Source organism: Streptomyces sp. E11-3 (assembly GCF_046540415.1).
GTDB lineage: Bacteria > Actinomycetota > Actinomycetes > Streptomycetales > Streptomycetaceae > Streptomyces.
Window position 1 is genome coordinate 1 of sequence record NZ_JAZGRL010000041.1, and the last position, 3,331, is coordinate 3,331.

The following is a 3,331-nucleotide window of genomic DNA, read 5'->3' on the forward strand; positions in this document are numbered from 1 at the left end:
GCGGGGCGGGGACCGGGGACGGGACGGGGGGTCGGCGTACTGCGGCCGCTGGCCGGAGTTGCGCGGGGACCCTGGGCGCTCTCGTGAATCTGAGGCTCCTCGGGAATGAGAGGCATGGTGGTTGTCTATCAAATGCCGATGCGGACCGCACCGGCGGGTGGCACATCAGTGCGACCGGCATGGTGTCAGAAATCGAAGCCGAGTTGCCCCTCGATTTCCGGACCGGCTCCGACCGGGCTGCGGGTCCTCTTCAGATGCCGCCAGCGCGGCATCCCGTCGAGATACGACCAGGAGAGCCGGTGGTACGGGGTCGGCCCCTGTTCCTGCAGCGCCGACTTGTGCACCGGCGAAGGGTATCCGGCGTTGGCCGCGAACCCGAAGTCCGCGCACTTGGCGCCCAGTTCGGCCATCATGGCGTCACGGTGGACCTTGGCGATCACCGAGGCCGCGGCCACCGCCACACAGGACTGGTCCCCCTTGATCACCGTACGGACCTTCCAGGGAGCACCGAGGTAGTCGTGCTTGCCGTCGAGGATGACCGCGTCCGGTCGCACCGGCAGGGCCTCCAGGGCTCGCACCGCGGCGAGCCGCAGGGCGGCCGTCATCCCCAGCGCGTCGATCTCTTCCGGCGAGGCGTGGCCGAGTGCGTGGGCGGTGACCCAGCCGGTCAGCACCTCTGCCAGTTCGTTGCGCCGCTTCACGGTGAGCAACTTGGAGTCGGTGAGCCCTTCGGGTGGCCGGCGCAGTCCGGTGACCGCCGCGCAGACGGTGACAGGACCGGCTCCGGTGACCGCCGCGCAGACGGTGACAGGACCGGCCCACGCACCGCGCCCGACCTCGTCGACACCAGCGATGACCTTGGCTCCGGTGGTGGCGCGAAGGGAGCGCTCGACGGTGTGGGTGGGTGCTTCGTACGGCATGGCGCCAGCAAGGGTACGCCGCTGGGAGCCCACGCGACACCCCAGGGGTGCCACCCTGCCAACTCCGGCCATTTGCTTCCGCATACCTTGGTGCGGTACGCCCTCCGCGTCAGCCCGCGGTGCGGTAGGCCGTCACCGCGTTGTCGTCCTCGGCGAAGAGTTCGACCACTGGTGCCCCCTTGGTGGTCCCGGACCCCGGCACGGTCGACACCAGCACGTCGGAGCGAGCCGTCAGCCCACTCCGGCCGGAATCCAGCCAGGCAGTGCCTCGGTCCGTTCCCACCACTGCGCAGGGGGCCCGGCGGCGAGGCCGGACGCCACCACTCCGCCCACGATGGCGCAGGTGGTGTCCATGTCACCGCCCACCTGGGCGGTCACCCAGAAGGCCCGCTCGAAGTCGCCCAGGCCGCGCGCCGCCGACCACAGGGCGAACGGCACCGTGTCATGCGCCGACGTGCGGCGGCCGCAGCCGAGCACCGCGGCGACCGTCGTCGCGTCGCTGTAGTCGAGCATGTCCCTGGCCCGCCGCAGACCGGCGCCCACGGCACTGCGCGGGATCAGCGCGATCACCCCGTCGAGCAGCGCCTCGGGCGTGGGCGGCCCCGTCGGCGCGGCCGTCAGCGCCGCGGCCGCGGCGACCGCCATGGATCCCACGACGCCTTCACGGTGCTGGTGCGTGGGGTACGAGGAGATCTCCGCCTGGTGCGTGGCCTGCTCCGGGTCGTCCGCGTACCAGGCACCGAGCGGGGCGATCCGCATCGCGGCGCCGTTGCCCCAGGACCCCTGCCCCTTGAACATCGCGGAGGCGAGCTGACGCCAGTCCCCGCCGGTCTCGATCAGCCGCAGCAGTCGGCTCACGGCAGAGCCGTAGCCCCGGCCCGCGTCGTGGTGCGCGGCGAAGGACTGCGCCAGGGCGTCTTGATCGATGCGGCCGTGCCCCGCCAGGACGGACAGTACGGAACACGCCATCTCGGTGTCGTCGGTCCACCGCCAGGTCCCCGGCGGCAGCTCCCGCCGCTTCAGCAGCGGATAGTTCGCGGGCACAAAGAACTGGGACCCGAGAGCATCCCCCACCGCCAGCCCGCGCAGGCTGGCCAGGGCACGCTCAAGGCGCCGGTCGGAAGAGGAGTCAGCGATCATCGCCCTGCCACTCTAGCGGGTCTGGTCATACGTCTCAGGCTCGCGCCACCGAACGAAAGGCCGGTCCAGGGTGTACCGCCCGTCGTCCCCGATGAGCAGGGTCCGCAGCTCCGCGTTGCCCGGATTGGACAGGGCCTCGAACTCCGCGACCGTCCAGTGGAACCAGCGCATACAGAAGAGCCGCATGGTCAGCCCATGGGTGACCAGCAGAACGTTCGGCGGATGGTCGGGAGCCTCGAAGCTGCGGTACAAGCTCTCCAGGAACGCCCCCACCCGGTCGTACACATCGGCGCCCGACTCGCCCTGCGCGAAGCGGTAGAAGAAGTGCCCGTACGCGTCGCGGTAGGCCTTCTGCAGCCGTACCTCGTCCCGGTCCTGCCAGTTCCCCCAGTCCTGCTCGCGCAGCCGCGGCTCCTCCCTGACCCGCACCAGCTCAGGCGGAAGGCGGAACGCACGGAACGTCTCATGGGTGCGACGGTACGGCGAGACGTACACGCTCACCCGCTCCCCGTCGAAGAGCTCGCGCAGCCGCTCCCCCGCCGCCTCGGCCTGCTGCCACCCCCGCTCGGTGAGCCGCAGCGCATGGTCGGGTTCGCGTTCGTACACCGAGTCATCGGCATTGCCCACCGATTCGCCGTGCCGGACGAGGACGATGCGCCGAGGTCTTGCCATACGGAAACCCTAGATCGCGCGGGCGTCGGTCGAGCAGCCGTACGGACTCCATCCGGCGTATCGGCCCGCGCTCACACCGTCCAGGACGGCTCCAGATCCACGATGTCGCCCGCCAGCGCCGCCACATCGGCCGCCGTCTGCGCCCGCAGCGTCAGCCGTTCCACGCGCTCGGCGCGGTACTTGCCGTACTCGGCGTTCGAGTCCCACATCGACAGCACCAGGAACTCGTGCCCCGGCGCCTCGCCGAACAGCCCGCGGACCATGCCCGGCGAGCCCGCCATCGCCGGGTTCCAGACCTTCTCCTGCATCAGGGCGAAGTGCTCCACCCGCTCGGCGTGCACCTTGCAGTGCGCCACCCGCACCACGTCGACGCCTGTGAAGCGCGGTTCGAACCCCGTCTTCACATCGAAGCGGTGGTCAAAGAGTTTCACCTGTATGTCGTTGTACGTGCCGGCCTGGGCGGCGTGCAGCCGGTCGTGGGAGCGCGCCATGAAGGAGTCGTAGAACGCACGGCTCTCCCAGAAGGCGAAGACATGGGCGACGCCCGGCCGACTCCGGCTCCACCCACCGCCCTGCCCCCTGAACCCCGGCTCCCCCAG

Annotated in this window: 4 protein-coding genes; all 4 read right to left on the reverse strand. The window is 70.6% G+C overall.

What is annotated here, in order from left to right; all coding sequences use genetic code 11:
* Window positions 1-185 precede the first annotated feature (185 nt).
* Window positions 186-920, reverse strand: a complete 735-nt coding sequence (locus tag U9R90_RS34585) for a ribonuclease HII (protein ID WP_411061321.1) — start codon at window positions 918-920, stop codon at window positions 186-188.
* 231 nt (window positions 921-1,151) lie between these two features.
* Window positions 1,152-2,060, reverse strand: coding sequence for an ADP-ribosylglycohydrolase family protein (locus tag U9R90_RS34590; RefSeq protein WP_411061322.1), 909 nt, complete (start codon window positions 2,058-2,060; stop codon window positions 1,152-1,154).
* Between the two features lie 12 nt (window positions 2,061-2,072).
* On the reverse strand, window positions 2,073-2,732 hold the full coding sequence (locus tag U9R90_RS34595) for a histidine phosphatase family protein (RefSeq protein WP_411061323.1): 660 nt from the start codon (window positions 2,730-2,732) through the stop codon (window positions 2,073-2,075).
* 71 nt (window positions 2,733-2,803) lie between these two features.
* Window positions 2,804-3,331, reverse strand: a 528-nt coding sequence (locus U9R90_RS34600; protein WP_411061324.1) for a DUF4937 domain-containing protein, incomplete at its 5' end; no start/stop codon positions are given.